Raw genomic sequence first — 15651 nt, 5'->3', positions numbered from 1 at the left:
TTCCATCGCTGCGTTGTTTGCCTTGCCCTTAGTCCAGTGAGTGCCCGTCAACACCGCTGCAACTTCAAGTGGGGCGGGTATAGGCGCTGAATTTGGCATCGTGATGTCACTTATGCATCAATGAGTTAATGCTCGTTTGTTGTGCCCGCAAGGGTGTCGACGGTTACCGATGCGCTCGCGCCCACTCGTAACGGAAAATCGGGATGTTCGTTTTCATTGGTAAATTGAATGAGCACGGGAAATCGCTGCGGCACTTTGACCCAATTACCGGTTGCGTTTTCAGGCGGCAAAAGTGAAAAGGTGGAACCACTGGCAGGCGAGATCGCAATGACCGTGCCGTGATAGGTAACACTAGGGTAAAGATCCAAATTAATGGTGGCGGGCATTCCTGGTTTAATTCGGCCCACTTCGGTCTCTTTGTAATTGGCTTGAATCCAAAATGTGTTCGACTCAACCAGTGGGGCGAGTGCTTGACCACTACTTACCACACTGCCAACGTGAACACCCATTTTGCCCAATGTGCCATCGTGCGGTGCGAAAATATTGGTATAGGAGAGCGAGAGGGTTGCCTGACTTAAGGCCGCAGATGCTTTTTTGACCGCAGGTGCTGCATCGCCTTGAGCGCCTTGTGATTTGATCAACTGTTTCATTTTAGCGCGCGCGGCAATGACGGCTTGTTCGGCAGAGCGTAGCGTTGCACGCGAATCATCAAGCTGCTGTTCGGGTAAGGTTTGTTCTGCGACCAATTCGGCAACGCGCCGGTAACTCACTTGCGCATCATTGAGTTGCGCCACCGCACTTTTTACTTCGGCGCTGGCCGCCAGTATTGCATCACCGGTCGCAGCATTGTCTTGCAATGCGATTTCGTAGGCTGCGCGAGCTTCATCAAGTTGTGCTTGGAATGGCGCTGGGTCGATTTGCAATATCAAATCGCCTTTAGTGACGGTTTGATAGTCTTTGACGTTATCCACTAACACTTTGCCGTCAATTTGCGGTGCGACATAAACAATATTTGCGTGAATATACGCATCATCAGTATTGGGGTAATTTCTTTGATGCTCTACATACAAATACGCCGCACCACCAAGTAATGCAGCGACCACAAGAGCGATAATAATATTGCGAATTAAATGAGATTTGGGTTGTTCTGGTGCATCACTCATCGGCGAAATCCGTTTAAAAGCAAAATGGCTGCTTAAAGCGTAGCAGTGATGATTGAAGCAATAGTGAGAAGTTATACTCATTCCACTTGAAGCTGTAGGGGTGTTGGCTGGCTCTCGCAAACCTCATCACATAGGTCGTCTATGTTCACGAAGTGCTCAGGGTTTTTGCTCGTATGCTGCCTACCTGCAATTTCAAGTTGTTTGGGTATATATTAGACAAGTGCTTTTTTAACAAAATAAGGGTTACTGTAGCGCTTTTCTGGGCCAAATTCTGATTGCACCAAGCGATTCCATAGCGCTTTGTCAAAATGCTCTTTGGGAACCGATGGATAGAGCGTTTCTACCTCTTCGCGTGCGTACTGCAAAAATTGTTTTTTCTTAATTTGATTGTATTTTTTTGCGATACGATTGTGCTTGCGCGCCCACTCTTGTTTAAAGCGACGTAATGCGGGCTCGGCTTCTTCCATCGGTAAACGCGAAAGATAAATACGTTTATAAGCCACTTTGCGATCGACCATGGTTCGCATAGCCGTTTGAATGTATTTTCCGTGATGAGTAATCGAAAAATCGTTTTCGTCTACAAGGGGGATATTCCAACCTTTTGGAAAGAACGCGCGTTTATGGAAAAAATCATTGCGAACTTCGAGCGCACGATGAAGCACGATATCAGACGTGCCGCGAAAAGTTTGTTGCCAGCGACCAATACGAATTTGTAAGGAGCCGGGCAAGCGATAGATATTGGTAAATTTATCTGGTTGCATTCAGTATCACCTCACGAATTAACAACGTGTATCTGTCGTGCTTTTTGTCTGATGCCAAAGCATTGATGGTCACATTTGAGTCGACTCTTGAAGACCAGCGAATCATCTCAATTCAAAGTGCCAATGTTATACCTCAAGAAAGCGAATAATGGGCATTGTATAACAAAAGAAATTCGTCAATATCTGCAATATATTCACACTGTTTGGCGAAGCGTTAATTGATGATGCTATTATCAGGCTAACCATCTGGTAAAATCAAATCTTCTTCAAGAAATGGTGCAAGAAGCGTGATCGAGTAATCTTTGCTCGTTTCATCTGTTGGCTGTTTGGAATAAATAAGCAGGAACTATGCTCAATACATTGTGGCTCAAAACCTTTAAGACATTGATTGATCTTGGTCATTTCACGCAAACGGCAGAAAAGTTGCACATGACGCAGCCGGGCGTTAGTCAACATCTGAAAAAACTGGAACAAGCGTGTGGCGCAGTCTTGCTCAAGCGCGACAAAAAGCAATTTGAACTTACCGAGCAGGGGCGTTTGGTTTATCAATACGCTAATGAACTGGCCAATAGAGAGACGCGTCTGATTGAGTCGCTGCATTTTGATAATCCCGATGAAGGTCATTGCAGTATCGCCTGTTCTGGTGCAATTGCATTACGTTTATATCCTCTTCTTATTGAATTGCAAAAGACACGCCCTAATTTAGCCGTTCATTTGGAGGCGGCGCCAAGCCATAAAGTGATAAATGACGTGCAAAGTGGTGAAATCGATCTCGGTATTGTCACCTACGCGCCTAATGGCAATGTGTTTGATGTCACCCTGATTGGGAAAGAGGCGCTCTGTTTGGTGCTTCCAGTAACCTATGCCAATCGAGAAATAACGCCGGAACTGCTGTTACAGTGCGGTTTAATTGACCACCCTGATGCCAAGCACTATCTTTCGCTCTACTTTGAACGCTGCGGAGTCAAACGGTTTGCCGAGATGGATCTTGAGAAAATCAAAGTCAGCGGCTACGTCAACCAGCTGAGCCAAATTTTACTGCCAGTGGAGCAGGGGATCGGCTTCACCGTGTTGCCACAAAGTGCGATTTTGGCTTATCCCGCTACTGAGCGCTTGTACATCGCAAACTTAGGCCGTCACGTGAGTGAGTCTTTGTATCTTATTGCAAAGCGCAATCGGCGCCTACCGGTGCGCTATGCTCTGATTGAGCAAGTGTTGCAAACATCGCTTGGAATTGATGGTTAAAACACGACTAAAGTAAATCATCATAAAAAACAGCCAATTGATATTAGTGTATACCCAAACAACTTGGAGTTTCAGGTAGGCGACAAGCGAGCAAAGCCTCTGAGCATAGATGAGCTATGTGATGAGGTTTGTGAGTGCCAGTCAACACCGCTGCAACTTCAAGTGGGACGGGTATAATACGAAATACAACCGCGAATAGTTAGATACGCGCCAGAAATTGCATTTTATAAAAAAATATTTTGCCATGCAGTAGGCGCGCTCGGCGTTTGATGGAAAAATAAGCTCGTTGAATACACTAACGGCGGCATAGTCAGCCGCAGATATCGCTTTACTTTAAGTGGTTACGATGTTGATTGGCAATCACAAACCTCATCACATAGTGCATTCAAAATTCAAAGTCATCTTGCCTGAGATTAAGTAATATAGAGAAAGTAGTGTATGAAGCGGTATGTTCTATTGTTCATATTCTCTTCTAGCGTTTTGGCTCATGGACACTGGCCTCAAAACGTTAAACCGAGATACGTATTCACCAATGTTTACGAAATGGAATTTACACTGAGTAACTATTTTAGGAAAAAAACATGTTTTGATATTGAAATTAATGGGCAAATATATGCTCCTTATGGTGCTTGTCTTGCCTCTGGAACCAGCAAGGAAATGAGTGTTTGGGTGCCATCACCTCCGGATGTCGAGACAACAAATAAAGTATGTAGTGTTGCACGAAATAATGGTTCAATAAGAACAAGGATGTGTACTACGGCGAAGACTCTATTTCCATATTCAAAGCTGAAAGGTAAGTAATGAAGCTAATAATATCCACTTTTATATTGTCAACTATTAGCATCACAGCACAGGCATTTACAATGCCCAGCGCACCTAATACTAATACATCATTTGATGAGATTCGAACAACGGATGGAGCGGTATGCCGCTCATCCAATGGGGGTAATTTCATTATTCACGGCGGTGTCTCTGATGCAAATAGTGATTTTAACAATCATTATTATGGCAGGGGAATAGATGATGAGCAGGGTATATATGTCGGTTTTGCATACTCTTTTGGTGGCGGTGAACGTATTGATTGCTCGCGGTTAGCTAAAATTGAATTTGAAAAAGCGGAGTTGGAATTGCAAAAACTGCGCGCTGAAATTGAAGCCTTAGAGCAATTGAAAAATCTTCAAGCGATGCAATTAAATGGTGAACTACCACCATTATCTTATGAACATTAATGCGGTTTAGGAAATTTATGAAAAAGTCAGTTTTAATTACCCCTATTTTTTTCTCACTTTTATCGACCAGCGTATTAGCAGTGACAGAAGACTTTGACTACGCGGGCACGGAAACGGTCATAACCGCGGTGGGTGAAATTCCTTTAGTATGCGGTATTACTGACCCGACAAAGGTGGGCGCTGCCGCTGGTGATATCGAATTTGCCTTGTTAGAGCAAGGTGCTTCAGTACCTGCCAGTGATGATCTGTATGTATTGTCGGTGAGATCAAATTCAGTTAGCCCAGTCACTTATGACATTGAATACAATAGTACAACCTTAGTGAAGGCAAGTGATTCGAGCGCTGCGGTAGCGGGTACTGATGCCTACTTTACATTGGATGGCACAACTAAACTTTTAGCCGCGGACAACCCAATGACGAAAGTTGCCGATGGATACAGCGCGAATATTTTTGCCGTGACTGCTGACAGCTTTGCAAGCTATGCAAAAAAACCTAGCGCAAGATTGGTTGGAACAATCACAGTGAATTGTCCAGATAGCTAAAAATACCCGTTCGACTTGGTGTTGCAGCGTGTTTTGAAATTCAGGGACTGATATTCACAAGCCTAATCACATTACATTGCTTAGAGGCTGTATTCGCTTGTTACCTATCTGCAACCCAAGTTGCTTGGCTATAAACCATGAAGTCATCTATGGCGTAGGAGGATTTGTATGAGATTAAGGCTGTTTTTATTCTCGGTTTTTATATCCACAAACGTTTACAGTCATAATTATCTTGATGGCGCAAATTTGTCAGGTAATATTACTATTGATAATGCAGATTGTGCGATTATTTCTCCTTTGCATAATAATAATCTGTTTATCTTTGAGCGTGATAATATTCCGGGTTTTGATGCGACTGGAACACATGTTTTGCATGTGAATACTGGTGCAGGATATTCACCTCGTATGAGTTTAATCGGTAATGTTGAGGTGAGCGGTCTTAATAGTGCATCTGGAGTGGCATCTGATGATGTTAAACTTAAAGCACTTAATTCTGAAGTACGAATCGTTACTAATTCACCAATGGCAATGACTCTTGAAGATGGTAGTATTTATTCATATAAAGAATCTCTGTTCTTCCAAACGGAATTATTATTTGAAAATTATCTTCCAGGTGAAATATCAGCGACTGCCTCTGTTTTAGTGGAATGTGTTGCGGAGTGAATATGATGATTAAACTATTGCTGATTATTATCTCCTTAGGTACATCGTTTATAGTGAACGCTCACTCTTCGATATGTACAGCTGATTATATTGGTGAGCATACCGAGATTCGTATATTTGATATCAATGCACGTCCAACAGTTGCCGACTTAATGGATTATAAACTGGTTGTTACAGCGCAAGACGGTATTATTCCGTATTTGAATTTACAATCTCTACCTGAAATCGAAAATTTAACACTGCGAACTGGCGAAGCAGCCGCATCCGATGAAGTAAAGTTTATCTATGTTAGCCCTGATAATCATTACCATGTTTTAGAGGTTGGAGGTAGAGCTAATATGGTTGCAGATCATGAGGGAAATTATCATGGTCATTTCTTTTTTCAAACCCAACGACCACTTCTTATGTATCAGAACGCTGATGTCGAAATGAATGTCAGGATACATACGAATTGCGAGCATTAATTTATACCCAAGTAGCTTCAAGATGCTGGATTCAGAGCCAGCTCACTGGGATGAGAGCAAGGCAAACAACACTGCAGCCTCCAGTGGAAGGGGTATAATATGCCTAAATTGCACTCAAGCGACTCAAGTGCAACATCAGGTTATTGCTAAGTTAATAATGTCAACCCATGAGGCAGCGCATCGCCAAAGGCGCGTTTGCTTTCGGTCTCTGATAGTGTCTGGACTGACTCAACCAGAGTGAGCCAGCTTTCAGGCAGGCGACTGCTACGCAGTTTTTCAAGGATGTTACTGCGCATATCATCGTCAATGTCGAGGGTGCGATCGCCTGTTTTACGCGACATCATCACTGCTGCAAACCCGGCCATGGGCTCTTTTTGCCAGTCGACATCCAGCATTTTATGAAGCCATTGAGTCACTTGCTCGCGAGGCACCACGTTATGCTGACTGCCATAAAGTGGCACGCGAGCGGCAACTCGTCCCAGCGCCCACCAATGCGCCTGCTCAAATTGCGTGAGATTAAGTGCTTTGCTGAGAAACCAGCTTCCCAACAGAACTTTGTCATCGAAATGCAAGTTTTCTAACGCAGCGGCAAGACGCACTATGGCATCGTAACCCATCTCATGAGCGGTTTTGGCACTTTGAGGGTTTTTCATCGCGCCGGGGTGCAAATATTTTGCGATGTCACCCAAAATGGTCTCTTGCTGCTCTTGATTTAAGCCACCGCTGACTCGACGCCAAAAGACCCACCAATCGGTCCAGCCCTGTTGATTCTTAAATTGGATGCTTTGTGCGTAAAGTCGCCAAACATGCTCAATGCGCCAACTGTCGGTCGGTGCACCAAAGCCTGGGCGCAGCGCGTATCCTGCCAAACGTAACCACTGTTTTTCATGTGCTTCAGAGCGGCGGCGGCGCTTCGCGCCAGGTTGCAATGTGTCAAAGAGTTGTCTAAGGGTGGCAAAATCCCATTCATCACGTTTACCAAGTTGCTTTTCCAGTGTTTTGGTTAGGGTTTTGATCTCGCGATTATCACTGGCTTTTTTATTACCGCTGTACGCGTGAGTGATAAGCGATAAACTGGCTGCCAGCTGCTTGGGCAGGGCGCTATCTTCCGTGTTGTGAGACGCTTGACGCAGTTCAAATTCCATCTGCCAACGCTGAGATTCATCATCAATGGCAACGCACTCTAACTTTAATGTGCCGACTTCAGTTAATTGACAGGCAATTTGTACTTCAACGCGCTCTTTTTGGTTCGCGTGGAGCGCGGCGCCTTGGCCGTCAAGCGTTGCGACATAAGGTGGCAGCTGCTGAAAAGTATCTGCTTCAATTGGGTACAGTTGACCATTTTGAATCCGCTGTTCGCTCGATGAAGAGGTTTTCAATGAATCAAACGTGGAGGTAAGCAAATGAAAATGGACCGGCTCGCCCAGTGTAAGTGAGAAACGGCGTCCAGTTAGGCGAATTTCGTCGCCTTCTTCGGTCCCTTTTGCCAACAAACAGAGCGCTTGGCCTAACCCTTTTTTTTCTGGCAACTGTAGAAAGTAAGAACGAGCTGCGCCACCGCCAATTTTGAGTTGGGCGCCGTGTCTGGCCTTCGCATATGCCACTGCGCCAAATGCGACCGCTAAATCCGGATGGGGGTTGTCAAGTAAGGTGATGGGGGTGCCGCGCCAATGACTTAACAAATTAACTAAGCGTTCAGTAATGAGAGCGCTGTTAAACACACCGCCATTAAGCAATAGACCAACAGGAAGTGCTGGTGTGGTTTCGCTCAAAACGCCATCATCATCGGCGCTGAGGGCTTGCTGCGAAACGCCCTGATGCTGATGCAGAAATTCGGCAATATGTTTTGACACTGCAGCGTCAGCCGCGTAGGGCAAGCCAAATTCGACCACAGCGCGGCGGCGTTTATCCGGTGTTTCAGAAAACTCAGATAGTGGAAAAAAACCATTGAGAGCAATGGTATTCACATCCGCCTTGGTGAGTGGGGCGCTTTTGGTGCCACCTAACAGCTTAGAGCCGCTGCCGAGAAGCGTGATTTTTACCTCATTGGGTGCATTATCTGCCAATAATTGTTCTTTAGCTCGGCGAGTTTGCTGAATGAGTTTGCTAAGATTAGCCGCGTTTAATCGGCCACTGTTTTCAAGGCGCTGTTCGGCAAGATGCGCCAGGGCGAGGTCAATATTATCGCCCCCAAGCATTAAGTGTTCACCAATGCCGATGCGATCAAGAGCCAGTGAGTCTTGGTGACTGCTTGCAGCAATCAGACTTAAATCGGTTGTTCCACCACCGACATCACAGACCAATATCAGCGGCACTCGTTCAAGTTGTTGCGCTGCGGTGGCTTGGTAACGGGCATACCAGTCGTAACAAACTGCTTGAGGCTCTTCAAGCAGTAGAATGTTGTTGAGTCCCGCAAGTTTTGCCGCTTGAAGGGTAAAGTTACGCGCCGCTTCATCGAAAGAGGCAGGAACGGTGATAACCACCTCTTGCTTGGCCAAAGGATGCTGCGGATGACGATGATCCCACGCTTGTCGAATATGATTGAGATAACTGGCGCTCGCGATGACAGGTGACACTTTTTCGACATCCTGCGCACCTGCCCAAGGTAAAATATCAGATTGTCGGTCGACACCGCTGTGCGAGAGCCAGCTTTTGGCTGACGAAACTTGACGTCCTTCGACTTTTGCGCCGAGCTCACGTGCCCATTCACCGATAATGACTTGGTCAATATCACCGGAAACAGCTTGGTGCTCCCATGGCAAAACAAGATCGCTCTTAGAGACTTGCGCCGCCGCTGGGTGGTAGCGAAAAGAGGGGAGTAACGGCCTACGTGCGACCTCACCAGGCCCGATCAATTGGTCTATGTCAAACAGAGACACTGGCGAACTATTGAGATCTGCCTGCTGTTCACAATACGCAACGACGGTATTGGTTGTGCCTAAATCGATGCCGACCAGATATTTCGGTGCCGCCATGGTGTTGTTCCTGTTTGTTTGAATGGTGCCAGTTATACCCAAGTAACCTCAAGATACAGGGTTCAGCGAGAATGACTTGGTTTGTCAGTGAGGCGAGGATTTGAAGATTGAGTGGCTCTCAATCGAAAATCGTCAATAAAGCTGATGAGCCAAGGCCGCTCGCCCTTTGGGAGCCGATCACTGAACTGATGGCTGCGTTAAACACCTTGAAAATAGACTGGCTATTTCGCTACGTTGTTTGCCTTGCTCTCAGCCCAGTGAGTCCGCTCTGAATCCTGCATCTTGAAGTCACTTGGGTATATACCTGCAGTAGGTCCTTGACAAATCAAGGCCTACCGCATTGTTAAGTTGCTTAGGGGCAATCACGTTAAGCGGATGTTAATGGACTCTCATCACGAACATCAAACTCAACGTGCCACTTTTGACCGTTGTCTGTTGCAATTGCTTCTAAGTATAAGGTGCCAAGCTCAGTGACTCGCGAAGCCAGAGTAACAGGAACCACCTCGCCTTCACGGCGTCCATCTGTTGCAGCGAGCGTCACCTGAATTTCTGGCAGCTCTTCAAGTTCATCTGGCGCCCAGTGGTCAAGGTGAGTGCCGGCGCTATCGTCACGCCGCACTGTGGAACCAAAGAATTGGAAATGAACTGGTTGACCAATCACCAAACCGAATTCTTGACTTGGAACCGCGGCATCAGAGCCTTCTTCCATGCCAAAAGGGGCGACACAGAGGGCTTCAAGCGGTGGTGCCATACCGGGAATGGCGGGCATAGCACTTTCGATGCCGACATAATACGCCGAGGCGATACCGCCACGAATGCGCACCCCTTGTCCATGACGAACCGCGCCATAATAGGCAGCGCCACTTGCAACCGCTAGGTCCAAATCGACACCCGTCAGTCGGGTGGCAGAATTAGCATTTGCATTGGCTAGCCATTGATTAATGGTCTGCTCTAAACGCTCAGCCAGAAGATTTGACTTCAGAACGCCACCGTTAAATAAGATGGCAGTGGGCTGGATAAAAGCATCGTGATTTTCTGCGTTACTGCTGGGATCTGAGCCCGGCATTCCTGGCATACCCGCAAATGGGTTGTAGTCGCCACTGGCTTCATTTTCACCACTGACGGCTCTGGCTTGCTTGGTGAGAAAGGCGGCAATATGACGCGTGATCCCAGCGTCTTGTGCATAGGGCAGTCCCATTTGAGTCAATGCACCACGAGCGCGCTGCACCGGGTGATCACTGATGCCTACCTTAGGGAAAAAGCCATCGACTAAAGTCTGTTGGACTTCGTCTTGAGTCAGTTCCGTTTTGAGGGTCGCGCCTAGCAGCTTAGAACCACGACTTGGCACTACGATGGGGACGGATTGTAGCTCTGCATCGTTAAGAAGTGCTTCTTTTGCATCGCGGCAGGCATGAGTCATGGCTTGTACTTGCCAAGGCTGTAACTCTTTACCCTCTTGAGCTAATTTCATTTTTAGTCGAAAGGCGAGGGCGAGATCCATATTATCGCCACCAAGAAGAATGTGTTCTCCGACCGCAATTCGTTTTAGCGTAAGGTTACCTTCGTCTTCAGTGACTTCGACTAGGGATAAGTCAGTCGTGCCACCGCCAATATCGACCACCAGTACGATATCACCGACACTCACTTGATTGCGCCAATCGTCATTGCTGTTGTCAATCCAGTTATACATGGCCGCTTGTGGCTCTTCGAGCAATGTGAGCTGAGTTAAGCCAACATTACGCGCCGCTTCTGCGGTTAAGTCGCGAGCGCCAGGATCAAACGACGCAGGAACGGTTAAGGTAACATCTTGCTCGCTGAGTGGATGGCTAGGGTGCGCGTGATCCCAAGCGTTTTTTAGGTGCTCGAGATACAGTTCAGTTGCACGCAGTGGCGACACCTTTTCCACTTCTTCAGGGCTACCCGCGGGCAAAAAGGCTTCACGGCGATTCACCCCAGCGTGACAGAGCCAAGATTTGGCACTCGCGACTAGGCGAATGGGGGTTTTAGCACCGAGATTTCGCGCAATTGCGCCAACCAGTGCGCTTGGCTCTGACGTCCACGGTAAAACGCGTGAGGCGGGGTTCATTTCATGCTCATGAGGTTGATAGAGAAATGAACCAAGTTGTAAGCGCTCTTCCACCGTACCTGGTGCCGTTAATTGCGCGATGGGCATAACAGTCACGCGCGCATTTTCATCTTGTGTGTCTAGGTATGACATAACGCAGTTGGTTGTGCCAAGGTCAATACCCACGCTGTACTGGCTGCGCGGTGTTGCTTCAATATTTGACTGGTTGTCCATTACAGTTCTACCTCTGCAGGCGCGATGACGGATGCGTCGTAATTTTCAGCCAATTTAGGCAGTTCAATAGCACGAGCTTTCCAGCCTTTGTGAATCAGTGTGCCGTGGAACGGCGCGTCGCCAGTCACGTTGCCTGTTAAACGAATTTCTTGAGGGTTAAAGCCTGCGTCAACGGTGACGCGAGACTCTTCGTCTTCGTTACGAATCGGTTCAAGTGTTAGATAATCGTTTAGCACTTTCAGGCCGCCTGAGTGGATCACGCGAGCCGCCGCACCGACATCTGCATCAGAAAATGCCGTTACGTCTTCTTTTAGAAAATCGATGAGGCGCGCTTCCTTTTGCAACAGTGCTAACAGCTGTAATGCCGAATCGGTGTTGGCCGTTGCCAATTTGGATTCTACTTCAACAACCTTTTCCACCACTTTTTCGACGACTTTTTCGACTTCAACGATTTTTTCAACCGGCTTTTCCACTTCGATAATTTTTTCGACCGGTTTTTCAACAATTTTTTCCACTACTTTCGGTTTGCGAGTAAACGTTACTATTAAGAGTAGCAGGGCAATGAGCAATAAACCGATGTGCAGCAAATCAAGGGTATTGGGAACAGCATTCAAATCAACAGTCATAATGGTTTCTCTCGTTACGTGAGGCTCTGTTTTGATTGAGGTATAAATGATGGCCGATATTAGCATATTCAAGGGGAGGTGCATGGGATTTCATTGGTTTCAGCGCTTTGCTGTTGCATTGGTTGGCGAAAAAAATGGCGATAAAGGCAAAAAATGATCGATTGTTAAATCACTCGCGGTCTTGGCTATCGAAGTTCGTGAAAAGTTACGCTAGACTCTAGCGCCTATTTTGATTGACCTAAGTAACCTTGAGATATGAATCATAACCGTATTGTCTGCTTTGATCTGGAAATGTGCTGCTGGAATGAAAATGGCGTTGGTCGCACAGGAGAGATCATCGAAGTGGGCTTGGCGGAGATTGATTTAGTAAAGGGAAGCATAGTTAAACGGGCGCAATACTATGTGAAGCCAGAAAGGGATGAGGTTTCGATGTTTTGCACAGAGCTTACTGGTATTACACCTCGGAAAATAGATAAACAAGGCCGTCCACTGGCTGAGGTAGTGAAGTCTATGGTCAAAAACTTTGGCGGCAGTAATAAGATTTACGCGGCTTGGGGGCATGACGAACGGATTTTATTTGACGAATGCCAAGCGAAAGGCATTGCAGAGCCGTTTAATGAGTTTATTAATTTAGCGACACTTTACCGCATTCAACAGAGGCTGAAAGATAAGCGTATAGGGCATAAGCAAGCTCAAGAGGCGCTAGACATCGAGTGGGAAGGGCGCCAACATTCAGGTTATGTTGACGCTTACAATTTAGCTAAGCTGGCACTCAAAATGCTTTAGGATAAAGCGTGGCCTTAGTGCAGCTTACTTACGCGTTAAATGCCAGCAGAGAAGCGATGCCACCGAGACTAAAATCACCCCCTGCCAAAACGAAACACCAAGGCTAATACTAAAAACTGCAGCAGAGAAAAAGGCAGAAAAAATAGGGGTAAAATAGGATAGTGTCGCGAGAAGCACCATATTGCCGCCCAAAATAGCCATGTTCCACAATCCGTACCCACCCGCCATAGCAATGGCCGCACACATTAGATTTATCACAGTATCACCACTCCACATCATAGTCGGTTGCGGTGCACTAATGTATTGCATCCATAACGCTACCGCAGTGGCGATGAAAAACCAACTGATTGCATTTTGCCCCGCTGCGAGTTGTTTAGTGACATTGCAATAAATTGCCCAGATGAACGCCCCGGTAAATGCCAGCGTATAACTGACCGGATTCGTCGCGATGTTGTGTGTAAGGTGCGAAAGAGATAAGCCTTGTTCACCCGTGACAGTCCATACAACACCTAAGAAGGCGCATAATATGGCAGGGTAAAGCCAATAACTGACTTTTTGACGATTGATCATGACGGTGACGAGCACGGTAAGTGCAGGCCATAGATAGTTGATCACGCTCATTTCGACGGTTTGCCGCGAACTATTTGCCATCCCCAGCGCGAGAGATAGGCAAATTTCGTACATTACGAACAGTGAACCACCAATCAAAAGGTAACGTGGTGAGAAACGGCTTAAACGTGGGGCACCGACAAAAATCACCAGCAAAACCGAGCTTAACGAATAAATCATTGCCGCGCCACCAACTGGGCCGAGCTGCTCCGCAACATTGCGGATAAAGGCGACAATGGTGCTCCAAAGTAATATTGCAGCGCAGCCAGCTAAAGTGTATTTGTGTTTAGCAAAGATTGGGCGTAACCGAGAACGCTGAATAATTGAGGTGTTGCTATGCACGAATGACCGCCAAATTTAAGAAAATCGGCGGAAATTATCGAAGATTCTAGTGGTTAGTCAATTGAAATTGACGCTATCTCCTTCCTATACAAGGCTGAAACGTCAAATGGTTTCGGTGCGTTGGAAGAATTTATTTGCCTATCACCTGCAGTTTGGCTCGAATAAACTGGCTATGATCAACATAAATAAGTTCAGCGGTTTTACGAATCACTGCCTCTTCAAGTGGGTCAATTGTTCCATCTGCATAGGCGACCTCCCACATTCCTTTAATGAGTTCAAAGCGTTGCTCTTGGCTCAATTCGCGTAGCTGAGTGGTAAACTCATACAAAGAGGCCGATTGAGTACGTCGTTGCTCAGCTTGGGCAATGAGTGAATTTGCTGCATCAGTATCGATGCCAAGTAACTTGGTTAGAAAGTGACATTTTGCGTCTTTTTCTCGCGGATCGAGTTGGTGGTCGGCCCCTGCGACTTCACTGAGTAAACACGCTATGGCCAGATCTGGCGTGGCTGTGGCAGTTTGGCCGAGGTCGCGGCCATCAAGTAACTCTTTAAATAGGGATGTGAGGGTAGAAAACATAGTAACAATCCTTATTCGAATGAGGTGAAATAGGCAGTTAAAAAATCTAGTTTATAAGCTAATGAGTATAGACTCATCAGTTCAAATAAGACTCATCAAAGGCGTGTTCTGAGGCATCTTCTAACATTTCAATTACTTCGGTGCTGCTTCGCTCGTGCCCGAGTAAAAATAGTGCCAGCAAGGCGTCACTTTTGGTCGTCATTGGCTCATCGCAATTTAAAATGCTGTCCAAGCGTTCGCGGATTAAAGCGATTTCGTGCTCAACAAAACCTCGTGCTTCGTCTCCTTCGCTCTCCTCTGGCGCACTGTCGAAATGCAAAAACAACAGATTATCATCGAGCTGTGTAGTGACAAGCCGCTCCGGGAGCCAGTTTTCGCCGGTCACAATATCAGGATCGAGGTGTGCAGGTAGAGCGTGTAGTTGTTTTGAGAGTTCTGAAGCTTTCACTAGGGAATGATTTCTGAAGGTCAAAAATGCAGTGTATAGAGTTATCAGTAAGATGTGAATTTTATTATTGGCCGATACCCGTTCCACTTGAAGTTGCAGTGCTTTTCTTTTAAAAAACTAAGGACAGGTTTTCACAAACCTAATCATATAGCTTATCTTCACGAACTGCTCAGAGTTATTGTTTGTTTTACGCCTGCATGCATCTTCAAGTGGTTTGGGAATAAAAGGATTTATCTTTCGTTTAACGCATTGAGTGCCTTTTGAGCATCCGCTAGTCCATTCGCGACACTGTCGTCACCCATTGCTAGCCCTTCCGCATAGACAAATTCGATATCGACAATACCGACAAAACTCAATACAGCGCGTAAGTAGGGCGTGACAACATCGCTCGGCTGCGCTTTGTGAACGCCGCCACGCGTGGTGATGACAATTGCTTTCTTGCCCGTCAATAAGCCTTGAGGTCCTGCCGAGCTGTAGCGAAAGGTCACGCCAGCTCGTGCAATTAAATCAAACCAGTTTTTCAATTGTGTAGGAACCGTAAAATTGTACATCGGCGCGCCAATAACCAAAGTGTCAGCAGTTTTGATCTCTTCAATCAGCGTGTTTGAGAGTGACACAATAGGGTGCAGCGGATCGTTTGCTGTGAGTGCTGCCATGGCAGCCGCATCCAAAATTGGCAGAGGTTCGGCGGCGAGATCACGAGTGATGACCGCTGAGTTAGCAGGTTGACTTATAAATTGTTCGACTAATTTGTTAGATTGAGAGTGTTCACCGAGAATGCTTGATTTAAGTGCAAGAACTTGAGTCATGGTAATTTCCTTTCCTATGAGCTTGTTTGATTCTCAGTATAGAGAGCATTTTCGCTGAGAAAATACGACTACTTCGTTGCAGATGTTCAATTTTTTCGAACAAAAAGGGCAGT

At 46.4% G+C, this 15651-nt stretch carries 15 protein-coding genes; 6 read left to right on the top strand and 9 right to left on the bottom strand.

Annotated features, from left to right (window positions below):
- Positions 1-125 precede the first annotated feature (125 nt).
- Together HGP28_RS16110 and HGP28_RS16105 are read right to left on the bottom strand one after the other, a co-directional pair.
- The gene (locus tag HGP28_RS16110) at positions 126-1163 is read right to left on the bottom strand and encodes an HlyD family secretion protein (protein WP_168837500.1); all 1038 of its coding nucleotides are present in this window, start codon (positions 1161-1163) and stop codon (positions 126-128) included.
- A 212-nt stretch (positions 1164-1375) separates the two neighbouring features.
- Positions 1376-1924: an MSHA operon transcriptional regulator gene (locus HGP28_RS16105; RefSeq protein ID WP_168837499.1), complete on the bottom strand. Its 549-nt coding sequence runs from the start codon at positions 1922-1924 to the stop codon at positions 1376-1378.
- Positions 1925-2272: 348 nt separating this feature from the next.
- Here HGP28_RS16105 and HGP28_RS16100 point away from each other — a divergent pair, with 348 nt between their 5' ends.
- From HGP28_RS16100 to HGP28_RS16080, 5 genes are all read left to right on the top strand, one after another.
- Positions 2273-3169, top strand: coding sequence for a LysR family transcriptional regulator (locus HGP28_RS16100; protein ID WP_168837498.1), 897 nt, complete (start codon positions 2273-2275; stop codon positions 3167-3169).
- Between the two features lie 800 nt (positions 3170-3969).
- Positions 3970-4398: a hypothetical protein gene (locus tag HGP28_RS16095; RefSeq protein WP_168837497.1), complete on the top strand. Its 429-nt coding sequence runs from the start codon at positions 3970-3972 to the stop codon at positions 4396-4398.
- Positions 4399-4415: 17 nt separating this feature from the next.
- Positions 4416-4940 (top strand): hypothetical protein, encoded by a 525-nt coding sequence (locus HGP28_RS16090; protein ID WP_168837496.1) that lies wholly within the window; start codon positions 4416-4418, stop codon positions 4938-4940.
- 168 nt (positions 4941-5108) lie between these two features.
- A complete protein-coding gene (locus tag HGP28_RS16085) occupies positions 5109-5603 on the top strand; it encodes a hypothetical protein (RefSeq protein WP_168837495.1) in 495 nt (164 codons plus the stop codon).
- Between the two features lie 2 nt (positions 5604-5605).
- Positions 5606-6067: a hypothetical protein gene (locus HGP28_RS16080; protein WP_168837494.1), complete on the top strand. Its 462-nt coding sequence runs from the start codon at positions 5606-5608 to the stop codon at positions 6065-6067.
- Positions 6068-6213: 146 nt separating this feature from the next.
- Here HGP28_RS16080 and HGP28_RS16075 read toward each other — a convergent pair whose 3' ends face one another.
- From HGP28_RS16075 to HGP28_RS16065, 3 genes are all read right to left on the bottom strand, one after another.
- Positions 6214-9042, bottom strand: coding sequence for an Hsp70 family protein (locus HGP28_RS16075; RefSeq protein WP_168837493.1), 2829 nt, complete (start codon positions 9040-9042; stop codon positions 6214-6216).
- A 367-nt stretch (positions 9043-9409) separates the two neighbouring features.
- A complete protein-coding gene (locus HGP28_RS16070; RefSeq protein ID WP_168837492.1) occupies positions 9410-11341 on the bottom strand; it encodes an Hsp70 family protein in 1932 nt (643 codons plus the stop codon).
- Entirely contained in the window at positions 11341-11967 is a 627-nt protein-coding gene (locus tag HGP28_RS16065; protein ID WP_168837491.1) for a DUF2760 domain-containing protein, read from the bottom strand. The genes HGP28_RS16070 and HGP28_RS16065 overlap by 1 nt, the downstream gene beginning before the upstream one ends.
- Positions 11968-12222: 255 nt before the next feature.
- Between HGP28_RS16065 and HGP28_RS16060 the strand changes: the two genes are divergently transcribed.
- Positions 12223-12753 (top strand): 3'-5' exonuclease, encoded by a 531-nt coding sequence (locus HGP28_RS16060; protein WP_168837490.1) that lies wholly within the window; start codon positions 12223-12225, stop codon positions 12751-12753.
- A gap of 24 nt (positions 12754-12777) precedes the next feature.
- On the opposite strand, the gene yddG is transcribed toward HGP28_RS16060, so the two are convergent.
- The 4 genes from yddG to HGP28_RS16040 form a co-directional block, all read right to left on the bottom strand.
- Entirely contained in the window at positions 12778-13659 is an 882-nt protein-coding gene (gene yddG, locus HGP28_RS16055; RefSeq protein ID WP_168837525.1) for an aromatic amino acid DMT transporter YddG, read from the bottom strand.
- A 175-nt stretch (positions 13660-13834) separates the two neighbouring features.
- Positions 13835-14281, bottom strand: coding sequence for a tellurite resistance TerB family protein (locus HGP28_RS16050; RefSeq protein ID WP_168837489.1), 447 nt, complete (start codon positions 14279-14281; stop codon positions 13835-13837).
- A 76-nt stretch (positions 14282-14357) separates the two neighbouring features.
- On the bottom strand, positions 14358-14729 hold the full coding sequence (locus tag HGP28_RS16045) for a VC1380 family protein (RefSeq protein WP_168837488.1): 372 nt from the start codon (positions 14727-14729) through the stop codon (positions 14358-14360).
- 230 nt (positions 14730-14959) lie between these two features.
- Positions 14960-15538, bottom strand: coding sequence for an FMN-dependent NADH-azoreductase (locus HGP28_RS16040; RefSeq protein WP_168837487.1), 579 nt, complete (start codon positions 15536-15538; stop codon positions 14960-14962).
- Positions 15539-15651: the final 113 nt, after the last annotated feature.

The sequence above is a fragment of the Vibrio agarilyticus genome (assembly GCF_012641465.1).
GTDB classification, from domain to species: Bacteria; Pseudomonadota; Gammaproteobacteria; order Enterobacterales; family Vibrionaceae; genus Vibrio; species Vibrio agarilyticus.
This window is presented reverse-complemented; position numbering and strand designations above follow the sequence as displayed.